The sequence below is a fragment of the Psychrobacter sp. Sarcosine-3u-12 genome, assembly GCF_002836005.1.
In the GTDB taxonomy this organism is placed as follows: Bacteria; Pseudomonadota; Gammaproteobacteria; order Pseudomonadales; family Moraxellaceae; genus Psychrobacter; species Psychrobacter okhotskensis.
Window position 1 is genome coordinate 16,542 of record NZ_PJBY01000095.1, and the last position, 15,917, is coordinate 32,458.

A 15,917-nucleotide genomic window follows, 5' to 3' on the forward strand; every position below is an offset into this window, starting at 1 on the left:
TCATTATCGGTAGTTGTTAAAACCACAATAAAAAAGACGCCCACATATCCTTTATGTGAGCGTCTTTTTTATTTACATATTTCTAATGCTTATTACTTATAGTAGATTAAATATAATCGTTATTCAGCAACGTCTAAATCAGCAACCGCTTTTTCGATACGCGATAAGGCGTCTTTTAGTGTTGCTTCATCAGTGGCGTAAGAGATACGCATATAACCGCCCAGACCGAAGGCATCGCCAGGAACGACCGCAACGCCAACTTTCTCTAACAACCATGCGGAAAACTCAGTACATGACGATAGACCAGCCGCTTTGATGAGTGGTTTGATGTCAGGATAGACATAAAATGCGCCATCAGGGCGTAGGCAAGTAATGCCTTTAATGGCATTTAGACCATCAACGACCAAATCACAACGCTTTTCAAATGCCGCGACCATAGGCTCTAGTACGCTTTGGTCACCACTGATAGCAGCTTCGGCAGCGACTTGACTGATAGAGGTCGGGCATGAGGTAGATTGCGATTGTACTTTCTTCATCGCACCAATCAGCTTAGCAGGGCCACCAGCATAGCCGATACGCCAGCCGGTCATCGCATAAGCTTTTGATACGCCATTTAGGATGATAGCGCGGTCTTTAAGCTCAGGCGCAGCATTCAAGATATTGTAGAACTTATCACCCGTCCAGCGAATGTGCTCGTACATGTCGTCAGAGGCCACATAGACTTGTGGGTGCTTTTTCAGCACGTCAGCGATAGCTTTTAGCTCATCTAGCGTATAAATCATGCCCGTTGGGTTAGAAGGACTGTTCAATACCAGCATTTTGGTTTTGTCAGTGATGGCAGCTTCTAATTGCTCTGGAGTAATTTTGAAGTCCTGCTCAGCTGGGCATTTAACAATGACTGGCACGCCTTCTGCGATGATGACCATGTCAGGATAGCTGACCCAGTACGGTGCTGGAATGATGACTTCATCACCAGGATTGATAAAAGCTTGGGCAAGGTTAAAGAAGGATTGCTTACCACCGACCGATACCAAGATTTCATTTGGCTCATAGCTGATGTCGTTATCACGCTTGAATTTCTCAATGATGGCTTTTTTGAGCTCTGGGGTGCCATCGACAGCAGTGTACTTGGTGAAGCCGTCATTGATGGCATCGATTGCTGCTTTTTTGACATGTTCTGGCGTATCAAAATCAGGTTCGCCAGCACCTAGACCAATGATATCTTTGCCTGAGGCTTTTAGCTCTTTGGCTTTATTGGTGATTGCTAAGGTAGGGGATGGTTTGATGTTGTTGACACGGTCAGACAATTGCAATTCGCTCATGAGAGCTCCTTTTCGTATGGGAGTGGGTTGGTGAAAATCTGCTGGTAATTATATAACGTTTTAAGCATTATCAGGACACGTTATAAGGTAGTTTAAGCGTTTTTTAGCATCATTTTATTATTCATATCAGGCATCGTCGAATAATACATGGCTATTACTGAATAATAAGTCGTTAGCGCTCAATATAAAGCTTGCCAGTTTTGGCATTGTAGCATGCTGCTATTACGCTGTCTCATAGAGGCAGTAACAGAAAATGACGCTTTTGCAGAGGGTTTTAGCCTTTATTTGATCAAATATATGTCATATTGATAGCATGACTTGTGCGTCATTGATTGCGAAGTCACAACAATAGCGCCGCAGCCTTATACTATAATTATTTAGATTTGATAAATAAGTGATGTACTTAGTTAATGTAAATGTTACTAATACTCACTCTCAATAAAAACAAAAAACGAATTATAAGTGCTTTATACCCGTCACAATTTCTATATGATAAAAATGGTTAACAAGGATATTAACGATGACAAACGCTCCCGAAAAACAACACATACTTATCACTGGCGCGACCTCAGGTATTGGCAAGCAACTGGCTAAAGACTATCTGCTAGACGGTCATCATGTCTATGCCGTTGGACGAGATGATGAAGCACTGGCTGAGCTGAAAGCATTAGGGGCAGAGACGATTGATTTGGATCTTATGGATCGAGAAAAAGTCATTGCCGCCTTTGATAAGGTTAGCCAGATTGATGTGGCCATTTGCGGTGCTGGCATGTGTGAGTATTTAGACATGCCAAACTTTGACAGTAGTGTGTTTATGAAAGTCATGTCAGTCAATATGGGCACGTTATCGCACGCCATCGAAGGGGTGTTGCCAAAGCTGATTGCTTCAAAAGGTCGCTTGGTCGGTATCGGCTCAGCCTCTGCTTACGTGCCTTTTGCTCGTGCCGAAGCCTATGGTAGCTCAAAAGCCGCTATCCATTATCTTATGAAAACCTTACAGATTAGTCTTGCTCCGCAGGATATCTCGGTGAGCTTAGTCGTTCCCGGCTTTGTCGAAACGCCGATGACCAAACAAAATGATTTTCCCATGCCATTTATCCAAACACCAAAACAGGCAAGCCAAGCGATACGCGATGGTATTGCCAGCGGCCATGATGTTATCGAATTCCCTAAAAAACTCACCTTGCCATTAAAAGTGCTGGGTACATTGCCAGATTTGGTCTGGCAACAAGTGGGTAGTAAGCTGAGTAAAAAATAACAGCCTAGGGCATGTCTTCATTGTTAGCCCTTTGAGATGAGTTTCAGTTGGATAGAGGATATGCTCTAACGATTAAATGAATGAAATGCCCTTGTGTTTATAAAATATCGCTCGTCCAAATAATAGCAAAAACAAAAATATAGAAAGGAATGCTTTTATGCTGTTTAACCGTCGTAAGCGTGCCAGTACGAATACAGTGTCAACCAATAAAAAACAGCCCAACGCCTTTAAAGATTCAGCTAATGCGCCCGCGAAAAAGCGTATCGCTATCATCGGATCGGGGGTCTCAGGACTGACTTGTGCTCATTATTTGGTCGCAGAGCATGAGGTGACGATATTTGAAGCCAGTGATTATATTGGCGGGCATGTAAATACCATTGATGTGGCGCTACAAGATGGCAAAAAAGCAAAGAGCAGTAAAGTAGAAAACAGCGCAATAGACACCGGTTTTATTGTCTTTAATGAGCGTACCTATCCCAACTTTTTTCGCTTACTCCATGAGTTACAAGTGCCGTTTCAAGCAACGGATATGAGCTTTTCAGTAAAAAATATCGCGCGTCATTTTGAGTATAACGGTCACACGCTCAATACCTTATTATCGCAGCGCAAGAATGTCCTCAATCCTAAGTTTTGGCAATTTATCAAAGATATCCTACAGTTTAATAAGCATATCAAGCAGCTGCGCCAAGATTATGATGCGGCGCGTGCACAGGGGCAAGATGTCAGCGGTTTTACTGCGCAAACATTGGGCGATTATCTAGCGCAAAAACGCTATGGGTCGCTATTTACCGATAATTATCTGCTGCCTATGGTGTCTGCTATTTGGTCAGCCAGTCTGGATGACGTACAAGATTTCCCATTGGTATTTTTTGCCCAGTTTTTTGATAATCATGGACTGCTCGATGTAGTCAATCGTCCGCAATGGTTCACCATCAAAGGCGGCTCTAAACAATATGTCAATAAATTGCTGCCACGCTTTGTCAAGGCAGGCGGCCAGGTAAGGGTAAATTGCCCGGTGCAGTCTGTTACTCGTATGGGTGCTGATGATGGCGACAAGGTGACGTTGACCATTCAAGATAAGAGCCGCACTGATGATAAGGTTGAACACCTTGTGTTTGATGACGTTATCTTTGCTTGTCATGCAGATACCGCGCTCAAGATTCTAGCAGATGCCAGTACCGATGAAGCTGAGGTGTTGAGTCATTTCCGCTTTAGCAAAAATACCGCTGTCCTGCATACTGATACTCAGGTGTTGCCCAACAAGCCTCTAGCATGGGCAAGCTGGAACTATCTTATTGGTAATGAGACAGATGCAAAGGATGCTTTAAAAAATGACGTGATTGATGATGGCAAGCAGGCTGCCTCAAAGCCAGTACTGACTTATCATATGAATATCTTGCAGCGGCTGACCAAAAAGCATAATTATTTGGTCACCCTCAATCCAGCAACCGTTGATAAAGGTATTGATGACAGACAAGTTATTAAGCGTATTGACTATAGCCATCCTATCTTCGACAAGGCGATGATTGAGGCGCAGACACAATGGTCACGCATCTCTGGCAGTGGTTTGCATACGCATTTTTGCGGTGCGTATTGGTTCAATGGCTTTCATGAAGATGGTGTACGCAGTGGTCTAAGAGTTTGCCAAGCGCTTGGGTATGATATTGACATAAAAGACGAAGTCGACCCAAGTCACTTGCCGGATAGTGATAGCGCACACACGCCGTTTCGTTATAAAGACTTGCCAGTAAAAGCCGATAAACAGTCGCGCACACTGACAAAGCGTCAGGTAGTGACGGCAACGACCAATCAAGAATTGGTTGATTACGTTCACCGTTTACAGTCTGCCGCTACTGACTCGCCGCAAAAGAAAAAACGTGGCTTATTTGGTCGGCGTAAAGCCGAGCAACATAGTACCAAGCAGCATAGTAATGAGTGAAATAAAAGAGAGCATTATGATGACCCCAGTGCATCCGTCTCACGCAATGTCAACTCATGAGTTACCTTGTACCTCTGACAGCTTGCCGCACCAGTTATTTCATGGGAATACGTGGCACAGTCGGCTACTGCCAAATGTGCATAAGTTTGTGTACCCGTATCGCTATTGGGGTGTCAATATTAGCGCGTTAGCAGCAGGGCAGGCGCTCCCTGAAGTCGATACAGCAGGCTATGGCAAACGTCAGTGCCTAAAAGGGCTGCCACTATTTTCCACAGGAAAAAAGGCATTACAGCAGTTTTATCCTGATGATTATTTACAAGGCATATCACAAAGATTAAGGTCGCAAGAGCCAAATAGCCTAAGTGAAAGTAATAATCCAAATGATGCCAGAAAATCGCTTGATATAAATGCTAAAAACGGTGAAGAAGCTAATAATAGAGTAGCCAACAATAAATTAGCTAACGTCAGTAGCTATCAAAAACTTGAGCAAAGACTGCGTCAGGCTTTTATGAACCATGCTGGTAGCGCGCCAAGTGGTGACATGCTGGGCTTGGTTGTCTGCCGCAATGCTGGTATATATTTTAGCCCCGTGAATTTTTATCTGGGTTTTGATGAGCAGCAACAGCCAACGCATTTACTGGCTGAGGTCTCTAATACGCCGTGGAATAAACGTCACTATTACGGATTTTTATTAGATGGGACGGACACCGAATTCTGCCATGATAAAGACTTTCATGTCTCACCATTTAATCCTATCGACCAGCTCTATCGCTGGCAGGTTAAAGTTAAAAAACAGCCAGATAACTGCTTACAAGTGCGTATTGCCATCGATATTAGCGACGAGCGGGGAGAGGTGCTAAAGACTGGTATCAAGGTGTCTGGGGTGCCGATGACCGAGGCAACGGTTCGCGATAGCTTACGCAAAAATCCGCTGATGAATATGACCTCGCTAACGCGTATTTATTGGCATGCGTTTAAGCTTTATGCGATTAAAAAAGTGCCTTATATTAATTATGATGAAAAGCTAGCCGATAGCAAACAGCAGCAAGCGGCTAATAAAAAAGACATCATTTAGCCAGTGCAAAGTTAACATTCGGTATAAATGTAAAACTCAGTACAGAATTGAAATCAAGTTTCAGAATTAAGCCACGCGACTTCAAGAGCCTAATGTCCAAACATAAGGCCTTTAGATAAGGATAAGTAGACGATGTCAGCACGACCGACCAATAGAAATCCAGCTTCGACATTAGGAAGATTTACCGCACGTATCAATAAAACCGTCAATGACAGCGCCGTATTGCGACCAGTCAATGACCGTATTAATAATTTGGCACGAAAGTTGATCTTTCGCGCGTTGGAGCATGTGCAGTTTGGCAGCCTCACATTGATCGAAGCATTCGATGAGCAAGCGCCTAAGACCCAGAGCTTTGGTATCAAGTCATCTGAGGAGATGAGCAGCTCAGCAGTGGGTCGCCATCCCTTAAACGTCACATTGATGATTCATGACAGTGCCGTCTATCGCCAATTGTTATTTGGTGGTTCGATTGCCCTAGCAGATAGTTATATCAATGGCGAGTGGGATACGGATGATCTGACAGGCTTGGTTCGACTGGCAGCGCGCAACTTAGCCGTGCTTAACCAGTTAGAAAACCGCTTCGCTGCGGTCAGCAAAACTTTTGAAAAAGCCAAGCACCGACTGCGTAGTAATGATAAATCTGGCTCAAAATCCAATATCTTAGCGCATTATGATTTGGGCAATGATATGTATGAGCGGTTTTTGGACGATACCATGATGTACTCATCGGCAGTATATCAGTCGCCTGATACGACACTGAGCGATGCCCAGCAGCATAAGCTAGCGCTTATCTGTCAGCGTCTACAACTGAGCGCTGACGATCATGTCATTGAAATCGGTACTGGCTGGGGCGGCTTTGCTATTTATGCCGCCAAGCATTACGGCTGTCATATAACGACAACGACCATCTCAGATGCGCAGTATAACGAGGCACAGCAGCGGGTCGAAGCTGCCGGACTGTCTGATAAAATCACCCTTCTCAAGCAGGATTATCGTGAGCTGACTGGGCAGTATGACAAGCTGGTCAGTATTGAGATGATTGAAGCGGTCGGACATGAATTCTTGCCGACGTTTTTTGCCAAGTGTAATAGCTTGCTTAAGCCAACAGGGTTGATGGTGCTGCAAGCGATTACCTTTAATGATCAGAACTATCAAGACTATATCGATTCGGTCGACTTTATCCAGACCCATATTTTCCCTGGTGGCTGTCTGCTCTCAAACCAAGAGCTCAATACCCAGTTTACTGAGCAGACCGATATGGTCATCAAACAGTTGCATGATTATGGCTTTGATTATGCCTATACATTACGCGATTGGCGCACAGCTTTTATGGCGCAGCGCAATGAAATCAAAGCACTCGGTTATGATGAAGCCTTTATTCGCTTGTGGGAGTTTTATTTCTGCTACTGTGAAGGCGGCTTTTTGGAGCGTACCATCGGTGTGGTACAAGTAACAGCGGTCAAACCAAATAACATCGACACGCTACATTTTTCTGATTTACCAGCGGCAGACAAGGTATCCGCTTAACGCACTGTTTGACATGAGGTTGCGTATTGGTGCAAAAGCGCCTAATGCTGAGCAACCCTGATAAAAGGATATTATTATGGCTTACGTATTTATCTATCTGGCTGCTGTTGTCATATTTTTGGGTGTTGATGCAATTTGGCTTACGACCATGAAAGGGGCTTTTTATGAGTCGCGTATCGGTCATCTATTGGCTGATGAGCCCAATATGATGGCCGCTGGCGTGTTTTATATGTTTTACATATTGGCACTTTGTATATTGGTTCTGTATCCGCAAATCAAAGCACAGGCATCGGTCGGCCATATCTTCTTACTGGGTGGTCTGATAGGACTGATGGCATATGGAACTTATGACTTTACCAACTTAGCTTTGTATAAAGGCTTTACCTTAGATACCGCGTTAGTAGATTTTGCGTGGGGCGGAATTTTAACTGGCTCAGTGAGTGCGATCGTCGCTTGGCTGGCGTACCGTTTTCATTGGTTGAGCTAACCAGCATATACCGCCTATTTCTCTGAAACACAGTCCGAATTTATTATGTCACTACAAGGGCAATAAAATAAAAAGGGTATATATAAAAGACAGTAGATATATAATTACATTATTTAAAATAATAGTAACTAAAGTATGAGCATCGAAAACATAGATATCGAAGGTAGCACAGTCAATCAAACCGCTAATCTAATAGAGATTATCTATGAAGATGAGTTTTTGGTGGCGATTAATAAAGAGGCGGGTTTACTCGTACATCGCAGTTGGCTGGACAAAGGCGAGACCCGCTTTGCCATGCAACTCACTCGTGATGCAGTAGGTTGCCATGTATTTCCGGTGCATCGGTTAGACAAGCCGACATCAGGCGTGTTGTTGTTCGCCAAGAGCTCAGCTGTGGCGCGTAGCCTTACCGAGGCTTTTACTGCGCATAAGGTTTCTAAGCAATACTTAGCCGTGGTGCGTGGCTTTATGCCAGAGCAGGGTACTGTTGATTATGCGTTGAGTTTTAAGCCCGACGCCATTGCCGATAAATTTGCCAATTTGGACAAACCCGCTCAAGATGCGGTGACCCACTGGCAGAGTTTGGCTCAAATTGAGCTGCCATTTGCGGTATCAAAAAAGCATGATACGAGCCGCTACAGTCTAGTGCGCTTAACACCTGAGACTGGTCGCAAGCATCAGTTGCGTCGGCACATGAGACATTTATTCCATCACATAGTAGGGGATACCAGCCATGGCGACGGGCGGCACAATCGATTTTTTCGTACTCAATATGGCTGCGAGCGCATGCTGCTGCATGCCCAGACTTTAGCGCTTAGCCATCCAGTCACTGGCGAACCATTGTTGCTAAAAGCGGGATTAGACGATCAATGGCTGCGCATCATGGAAGAGTTCTCTTGGGTAGAGAGCGATAACTGTTCAAGTCCCTAGTGAGGACTTGAATCTACGGTTGTAGGCTAATAATATCAACGGCTTTACTCAATGAGACAGTTTCAGTGTAATTCATTGTGTACATGCAGTGAGCTTTTGGATTTTCACTTAGTATAAGTGCTATTGCTCGCAATGGAATTACAGAGACTGTCTAAGTTACTGGAAATTAAAATGGAAAAGTATAAATTATCACGTTCTCTACCACACAATAAAATTCTAGATTACATTACGGCATTAGATGAGGATCAAGATGGTTTAACAACATTCATGATATACAATGCTGATGATTATGGGGTTTATCTGATAACCCTTTTAGATGAGATTGCAAAGAAAAAACATACATCTTTTTGGTATGGTCAATTAGGTGACTTGTGCATGGTTTATCTACATTACGTAGATGGAGCTAGACTATCTGCCTTGTTTTATTTTATCAAAGCTCATGAATTAGATTCAAAGGATACTTCTATACTGAATGCTATTTTAGATTTTGGTGAACCACCTGAAGTGGTGCTGACCGAAGCTCAAAAGAAGTATTATGCTGCTGAGCTTCTAGCATTAGAACCTGAAAATGAAAAAGCTTTAGCTATTATCAATTCGTGATTGGTGCGCTATACAGGCATCGAACTGCTGACCGTATAACCAAAGATGAATGGATAAAACACTAATGCCTACTATAGAAAAAAAACTGACCCAAGCAGAGATTTTTTGCCAAAATTATGAGCCAGAACTTGCTATAAGTATCTTAAATGAAGTAATTACTGATAGTAATTCAACAGATAGTGAAATAGCGGAGGCTTTAACTTTAAAAGGAATAACGGTAGATCTTGCTCCATATCTTGCAGAAGATCAACAAAACTACTCTGCATTAATCTATTTCCAAAAAGCTTTAGAATATGACCCTCAAAATATTTATATTCTATTCAACATACTTAGTTCATTTTCTTGTATAGATATGATGCAAGAATATACTCAAAAGAATAAAAGCGCTTTTATAAACGCTTATGATGTCTTAAAAAATGACTTATATGATACTTTAAACGAAGAATTGAAGAATGATTTGCGTAAATTTTCTTCTAAATATAATAAATTTCGAGAGTAACGCTTTTAGGCTATACCCCAACGGAACCAGTTCTTTTACCCTTTAATCCTATTTATAAATCACTCAAAATAGACTGCTATAATGGAGCCAATTATAATAGACTATGTGAATGGTTATGTTTATAAAAAATGTCTTAGCGTATATTATCAAAGCCTGCTAAGTCGCTCAAAACCAATAAATTTTAGAAAACCGTAAGGAATGTTATGCCGCAATACAATACCACCTCAACTGCCAAAAAAGCGCCCTTAAACCACGAGTTATATATGTCAGTGCTGATGACCCCTGATATGGCAAATTTTATCGGCAATGTGCATGGTGGTGACCTGCTTAAAATGCTCGATCAAGTCGCTTATGCCTGTGCCAGTCGCTATAGCGGTAATTATGTGGTGACACTGTCCGTCGACCAAGTCATGTTTCGAGAGCCAATCTATGTAGGTGAGTTGGTCACCTTTGCGGCAAGCGTCAACTACGTGGGTAGAACGTCGATGGAAGTAGGCATACGTGTCGAAGCAGAAGATGTACGGGCGCGCACGGTTCGTCATACCAATAGCTGCTACTTTACGATGGTCGCCATTGATGACAATGGCAAGCCAACGCCAGCGCCACCGCTTGATATCAAAAATGTGATGCAGCAGTGTCGTTTTGATGCAGGCTTAGAGCGTAAAAATCTACGTATGCAAAGCTCACACCGTCCTAGCTGTGATATAGAGGATATGATTGGTGAGCTGTCAAGTAGTCGTGAAGATTAAGCCAAATAGAACGCTTAGCCAAGGGTTGTAAATTAAGAGCTAAGATAGTGTTGGTCATCTAAAGTAAACAGCGATTCACTAAAAAGTTACTGATAGTTTATCTAAGACTGCGCTATCTTTTATGCTAGCCATTGCGGTTGCTTCATAAGTATTTACTAGAACAGCATTTACTGTAAGCAAAAACTAGGATAGAGACAATGGTTACCCATTCGCTATTTTACTGAGACTATTATGAGTTTAAAGCCATCAAAAACCAATTCACATAGTCCTACTACTGATCAGCCAGCACCGCATCATAATCGTGCTCGCGGTACTGGTACGCTCATTAATAAGACCCATTCTGATGGTAGTTCTCGTTCTGGCTTCGATGATGTGTCTAAGCCAGCAGCCGATAAAGATGAGCAACATTCTGCCTCATTGACGACGGTATTGATTGCTGTTGGGGCCAACCTCATCATTGCGATTGCCAAAACCATAGCCGCCTTTATGACGGGTTCTGCCTCTATGATCGCAGAGTCTGCGCATTCTTGGGCAGATGCAGGTAATGGGACTTTATTAATTGTCGCCGAAAAAAAGGCCATCAAACCTGCTGATAAAAGCCATCCGCTTGGCTACGGTAAAGAGTCGTATGTCTGGTCGATGATTGCCGCTTTTGGTGTTTTTATGGCAGGCTCTATTGTCTCCATTTATACCGGTATTACCGAGTGGAACGCGGCTGAGAGTGAGACCGACTATACGATTGGGTTTATTATATTAGCAGTAGCTTTTGTACTCGAAGGCTTTTCGTTAGGACAGGCTTACTTGCAAAGCAAAAAGCATGGTGAAGCGATCAATGTCAGCGCCATCGGCTATGTGGTCGATACGTCTAACCCCACTTTGCGCGGTGTGTTTTTTGAAGATTTAGCGGCTGTGATTGGCTTGCTTGTCGCTGCGGCTGCGATGGGTATGCATGCTTATACCGGACAGCCCTTTTGGGATGCGCTAGGTTCTATCGTCGTCGGCCTATTATTGGGTGTGGTTGCTATCTTTTTAATCAGCCGTAACCGCGACTTTTTGGTCGGCTATAAAGTATCCGATAGGATGCATTCCTATGCGTTGAGCGAGCTGCTCAATCATCCAGATATTGATAGTGTGTCTTACTTGCATCTAGAGTGGGTAGGGCCAAAAAAAATATTTATGGTGGCGGCAGTAGATATCGCTGGTAATCAAAAAGAAAAAGAAATCGCGCAAAAATTTGAAGACATTGAAAGCCAGTTCCGTGCCGATCCCTTATTCCAAGAAGCCATTTTGACATTGTCAGTGCCTAATGCTGAGGTGCTCAATTTGCCCAAAAGTAACGATAAAGTTGCCTCATAATGAGAAGTAATATGAAACTAAGTCTGCAATCTATTGTAGAAAGTAAAGTCGGCTGTTCCATCATGGTTCGTTCATTAAGTGTGGCGGTTATGATGATTACTACAGTAGTCAGTCTGACTCAGGCCAACGCTGAGTTAGTTATTCACAATGAGCCTGCTCAACAGCAGATAGTAAGTGCCAATAGCGATTCTATTAACAATACCGCTTTTATGAATAATGATATCTTCCCAACAGATACGTCTATTGTTAAGTTGATGCAAGTGATGCATATTGATGAGCAAATAGAATCTATCGTTAACGGGCAACAAGCGGCTATCGATGCTATTAATACGCAACAGACGCGCACTCAACAAAGAGACAATGGCAAACTGAACAAACGCCAACGTGGGCTACAAGAGCAAATTCAAAGTGTATTGGGTCAATATGCCAAGATAATGACCAATGGTATAGGCAACGCCACTGACAAGCAGACGTTGACCCAAGCGTATATTAACGCAGCAAAAAATTACTATACGCAAGTGGAAGTTGATGCTCAAATTGGCTTTTATGACACAGTAATTGGTCAAAGTATCTTGGCTAAACAGCCACAAATTACAGCAGCCTTTTTAAAGCAATCTTTGCCTGATGATACCAGTGAGACAGAAGCGCAATTGGGTGAGTTATTACCGCAAATGCAAGAGATTATCAAAGGTGTATTTTAATTGATAGTTTAGCTATTTTAGCGCCAATCTTAATTTTGTCACGCATAAAAAAAGGTCACCCAATGGAGTGACCTTTTCTTTTTTACTTTATCTATAGCGATTCGACTAATCGGTATTGAGATTAATCAAAACTATAAAATATTTATTTTTTTGGTGCATTAGCGCCAATGAACCATGCATCTTTATCAACAGTACGGCTAACTTCTGTTAGTAGATCGGCAGTATCTTCATCGCCTGCATCACCTGCAGTATCGATGCCTTCACGTAATGATGCTGCAATGGTTTTATAACGATTGGTCAGCTCACGTACATGCTGATCAACTTCGCTGATATCAGTAGGGTAAGTCTCTAAGATAGAGTCTTCAACCACACGCTTAGAGATACCATTGGCCTTACCGCCTAGGATAACAATACGTTCAGCGACCGTATCATAAGCTTCAGTCAAGCGGCTATAGGTATCATCAAGTAGCTGATGCACGCCGATAAAGCCAGTACCTTGAAGATTCCAGTGACATTGCTTACTGTCCATACTCAAATCAATGAGATTTGCTAAATTAGCATTCAATAAGTCGATCATTTTCTTTGCGGTTGCGTCGTCTATTCCACTTGCGTAACGTTCTCTCATATTTTACTCCATTATTTAGATTTATTTTATTGGGTTTACTTTTCTTTTTATTAGAAAGGTATCCAAGCACCGTTTAATTCATCTGTTTAGATTGGTTGATTCAAAGTAACCATAGGCCAATTACTATAAAAGACATATTGTTAAAAAAGACAGATTGCTATAAATAAAATTTGTCTATGGGCTGTACTTATTTTCAACAGTGCTTGTTCTTAACGAGTTATTTCATAAACGATAATAGCAGCTCATGGCACTGTTGGTACCCTCAAGCGTTAGGCTTTGTTAGGTGGTCGTGTAATGACTTTGTTAACCATGAAAAGCTTTGTAAATTTATCAGAGTCTGTGTGCGGTTTTTATGACAATTTGCAATTTTTCTCATCATAAATTCTATCTCTATCAGCGCTGTTCTATGACGGGCTATACGAGCCTAGCCTAATGACTAGACTCACGATTGTCCTTTAAAAACTGCTCGTCAGACCCCATATTGTTATAAACCTAAAGAAGAAGAAAGCCATTATGCGTATGCCCGAACCGCGCTCATCGCGTCAGTTAAACCAATTGGCCACTCAGCTCCAAGGCGAAGCTGAAATTAGTGGTGTTAATGCGTCTGGGACGCAAATATCAAGTCGTGCTTTTGAGATGGTCACAGAGTTTGAGCCAGCAGGGGATCAACCGCAAGCGATTGAAAAGCTGGTCAAGGGTATCAATTCTGGTATGGATGAGCAGTTACTGCTGGGGGTGACGGGTTCTGGCAAGACCTATACCATGGCCAAGGTCATCTCTGAGACGCAGCGCCCAACCATTATCATGGCACATAACAAGACGCTTGCCGCGCAGTTATATGGTGAGTTCAAGTCATTTTTCCCCAACAATGCCGTTGAGTACTTTGTCAGCTATTATGATTATTACCAGCCGGAAGCTTATGTCGCTGCCAGTGATACTTTCATTGAAAAAGACAGTGCCATTAACGATCACATCGATCAGATGCGCCTGTCAGCGACACGAGCACTCCTAGAGCGCCGTGATGCGATTATCGTCGCCTCAGTATCGTGCATTTATGGTTTGGGTGATCCAGAAAGTTATCTAAAAATGCTGCTGCACGTCGTCGTCGGTGACAAAATCGATCGTACTGCTACCATTAAACGCCTCGTTGAAATGCAATATACGCGCAATGAGTTAGACTTTGGCCGTGGTACGTATCGCTTGCGTGGCGAGCTGCTAGATATTTATCCTGCTGAGTCTGAGCAGCTGGCGGTACGTGTGCATTTATTTGACAATGAAGTGGAGAAAATCACGTGGTTTGATCCCTTGACGGGTAAGACGGTACGTAGCGTGCCACGTATTACTATCTATCCAAAATCGCATTATGTGACGCCGCGCAACAAGTTAGAAGCTGCCAGTCATACCATTCGCGCTGAGCTTGAGCCACGTTTAGAATATTTCCGTGAAAATAACAAGCTGATTGAAGCACAGCGTCTCAAAGAGCGTACCCAGTATGATCTTGAGATGATTCAACAGCTCGGCTATTGCAACGGTATCGAAAACTATTCGCAGCATCTCTCTGGTCGTCCATCAGGGGAAGCGCCGCCGACGTTGTTTGACTATATTCCAGAAGACGCACTGCTGTTCCTTGATGAATCGCACGTCACCGTTTCGCAAATCGGTGCAATGTATAAAGGCGATAGATCACGTAAAGAAAACTTGGTCAATTATGGTTTCCGTCTGCCAAGTGCGATGAACAACCGCCCGATGAAGTTTGAAGAGTGGGAGCGTATCAAGCCTAAGACTATTTATGTCAGTGCTACGCCTGCATTGTATGAGCTTGAACACAGCGAGCAAGTCGTTGAACAAGTCGTCCGTCCAACGGGTTTGATTGATCCTGAGATTGAGATTCGCCCTGTATTGACGCAGGTCGATGATGTGTTATCAGAGATTACTAAGCGTCGAGAAAAAGATGAGCGCGTGCTGATAACTACCTTGACCAAGCGCATGTCAGAAGATTTGACCAGTTATCTAAAAGAATACGACGTCAAAGTTGCTTATCTGCATTCGGATATTGATACTGTCGAGCGTATGCAAATCATTCATGAGTTGCGGACTGGCGTGCATGATGTACTGGTCGGTATTAACCTATTGCGTGAAGGTTTAGATATGCCAGAAGTGTCATTGGTCGCAATATTTGATGCGGACAAAGAAGGCTTCTTGCGTTCTGAGCGTGCCTTGATTCAGACCATTGGTCGTGCTGCGCGTCATATCAATGGTAAGGCTATCCTTTATGCTGATCGCATTACCAACAGTATGCAAAAGGCGATAGACGAGACCGACCGTCGCCGTGAAAAACAAGTGGCCTTTAACCTTGAGCATAACATCACACCGAAAGGTGCGCGCCGTAGTATCACCGATAAAATCGATACGGGTGACGATCAGAATGCCAATGACAATCAAGTGATTCCTATCAAGAGCAATCTGCCTGATGTCGATATCAGCATTTTACGCAGTCCTGATTTGCTGGCGAAAGAAATCAACCGTCTTGAAAAGCTTATGAAGCAGATGTCACGTGACTTGAAATTTGAGGATGCCGCGAAAACGCGTGATAAAGTGCTAGAGTTAAAAGCGCATTTGATCTAATAGGTTATTTGAACTGTCTTTAATATCAGTTTGTATCTAACAAAAAGGTGAGTTGCCAACGGTGCAGCTCACCTTTTTTATGGTTTTCTTATCAGCAAAACAAACTCGATTTTTTTTCGATATAATTATAACTAATAATTGGTTATATCAAAACTTGTGTTTATACCAAATGCCACTTAATATGATATCAATGAGCAATATGAACTTATAACAACGGACGTTAA

14 protein-coding genes are annotated in these 15,917 nt (G+C 42.9%); 12 read left to right on the forward strand and 2 right to left on the reverse strand.

Features of this window, described 5'->3' with window-relative positions; genetic code table 11:
- Positions 1–119: 119 nt before the first annotated feature.
- A complete protein-coding gene (locus tag CXF65_RS06685; RefSeq protein WP_025652085.1) occupies positions 120–1,322 on the reverse strand; it encodes a pyridoxal phosphate-dependent aminotransferase in 1,203 nt (400 codons plus the stop codon).
- A 520-nt stretch (positions 1,323–1,842) separates the two neighbouring features.
- Here CXF65_RS06685 and CXF65_RS06690 point away from each other — a divergent pair.
- The 11 genes from CXF65_RS06690 (at position 1,843) to CXF65_RS06740 (ending at position 12,443) form a co-directional block, all read left to right on the forward strand.
- Complete coding sequence (locus tag CXF65_RS06690) at positions 1,843–2,580, forward strand: SDR family NAD(P)-dependent oxidoreductase (protein WP_025652086.1); 738 nt, start codon at positions 1,843–1,845, stop codon at positions 2,578–2,580.
- A gap of 157 nt (positions 2,581–2,737) precedes the next feature.
- Positions 2,738–4,519, forward strand: a complete 1,782-nt coding sequence (locus tag CXF65_RS06695; protein WP_101211481.1) for an NAD(P)/FAD-dependent oxidoreductase — start codon at positions 2,738–2,740, stop codon at positions 4,517–4,519.
- A 16-nt stretch (positions 4,520–4,535) separates the two neighbouring features.
- A complete protein-coding gene (locus CXF65_RS06700; RefSeq protein ID WP_025652088.1) occupies positions 4,536–5,594 on the forward strand; it encodes a DUF1365 domain-containing protein in 1,059 nt (352 codons plus the stop codon).
- Between the two features lie 132 nt (positions 5,595–5,726).
- Entirely contained in the window at positions 5,727–7,121 is a 1,395-nt protein-coding gene (locus CXF65_RS06705) for an SAM-dependent methyltransferase (RefSeq protein WP_101211482.1), read from the forward strand.
- Between the two features lie 76 nt (positions 7,122–7,197).
- On the forward strand, positions 7,198–7,608 hold the full coding sequence (locus tag CXF65_RS06710) for a DUF2177 family protein (RefSeq protein WP_101211483.1): 411 nt from the start codon (positions 7,198–7,200) through the stop codon (positions 7,606–7,608).
- Positions 7,609–7,743: 135 nt separating this feature from the next.
- On the forward strand, positions 7,744–8,538 hold the full coding sequence (gene truC, locus CXF65_RS06715; RefSeq protein WP_101211484.1) for a tRNA pseudouridine(65) synthase TruC: 795 nt from the start codon (positions 7,744–7,746) through the stop codon (positions 8,536–8,538).
- Between the two features lie 171 nt (positions 8,539–8,709).
- Complete coding sequence (locus tag CXF65_RS06720) at positions 8,710–9,138, forward strand: hypothetical protein (protein ID WP_157824054.1); 429 nt, start codon at positions 8,710–8,712, stop codon at positions 9,136–9,138.
- Between the two features lie 64 nt (positions 9,139–9,202).
- Positions 9,203–9,637: a hypothetical protein gene (locus tag CXF65_RS06725; RefSeq protein ID WP_101211486.1), complete on the forward strand. Its 435-nt coding sequence runs from the start codon at positions 9,203–9,205 to the stop codon at positions 9,635–9,637.
- A 203-nt stretch (positions 9,638–9,840) separates the two neighbouring features.
- Complete coding sequence (locus CXF65_RS06730) at positions 9,841–10,386, forward strand: acyl-CoA thioesterase (protein ID WP_101211487.1); 546 nt, start codon at positions 9,841–9,843, stop codon at positions 10,384–10,386.
- A 231-nt stretch (positions 10,387–10,617) separates the two neighbouring features.
- The gene (locus CXF65_RS06735) at positions 10,618–11,742 is read left to right on the forward strand and encodes a cation diffusion facilitator family transporter (RefSeq protein ID WP_101211488.1); all 1,125 of its coding nucleotides are present in this window, start codon (positions 10,618–10,620) and stop codon (positions 11,740–11,742) included.
- Positions 11,743–11,753: 11 nt separating this feature from the next.
- Positions 11,754–12,443 carry a DUF2059 domain-containing protein gene (locus CXF65_RS06740; protein WP_157824056.1) on the forward strand — a complete coding sequence of 230 codons (690 nt, stop codon included), beginning with the start codon at positions 11,754–11,756 and terminating at the stop codon, positions 12,441–12,443.
- A gap of 142 nt (positions 12,444–12,585) precedes the next feature.
- Here CXF65_RS06740 and dps read toward each other — a convergent pair whose 3' ends face one another.
- Positions 12,586–13,068: a DNA starvation/stationary phase protection protein Dps gene (gene dps / locus CXF65_RS06745; protein WP_025652096.1), complete on the reverse strand. Its 483-nt coding sequence runs from the start codon at positions 13,066–13,068 to the stop codon at positions 12,586–12,588.
- Positions 13,069–13,581: 513 nt separating this feature from the next.
- Between dps and uvrB the strand changes: the two genes are divergently transcribed.
- Entirely contained in the window at positions 13,582–15,693 is a 2,112-nt protein-coding gene (gene uvrB, locus CXF65_RS06750) for an excinuclease ABC subunit UvrB (protein WP_101211489.1), read from the forward strand.
- The last annotated feature ends 224 nt before the right edge of the window (positions 15,694–15,917 follow it).